General features: G+C 67.3%; 1 protein-coding gene. It reads right to left on the reverse strand.

Going from position 1 to position 269, the window contains the following annotated elements; genetic code table 11:
- Positions 1 to 190, reverse strand: a 190-nt coding sequence (locus FS793_RS16875) for a hypothetical protein (protein WP_369008509.1), incomplete at its 3' end; no start/stop codon positions are given.
- Positions 191 to 269: the final 79 nt, after the last annotated feature.

The raw sequence follows: 269 nt of genomic DNA on the forward strand, positions 1-269 counted from the left end.
GGGTGGGGGGGGTGAGGAGGTGGGCGGGATGGTGGGTGAGGGGCGTGAGGAGGGGGGGGGGGTAGCGGGGGAGGAGGTGGAAGAGGAGGAGGAGGGAGAGGGTGAAGAGGTTGTTGGTGAGGGGGAAGGGGGCGAGGACGGTGGTGAGGAGGATGATGGGGTAGAGGTAGGCGTAGGGGATGTGCAGCATGTGCGGGAAGACGGGGGTGAGGGGGAGGTTCAGGAGGAGGGTGATGGGGTAGATGTGGAAGAAGGGGAGCACGGCGAGG

Source organism: Agrococcus jejuensis (assembly GCF_007679035.1).
In the GTDB taxonomy this organism is placed as follows: domain Bacteria; phylum Actinomycetota; class Actinomycetes; order Actinomycetales; family Microbacteriaceae; genus Agrococcus; species Agrococcus jejuensis_A.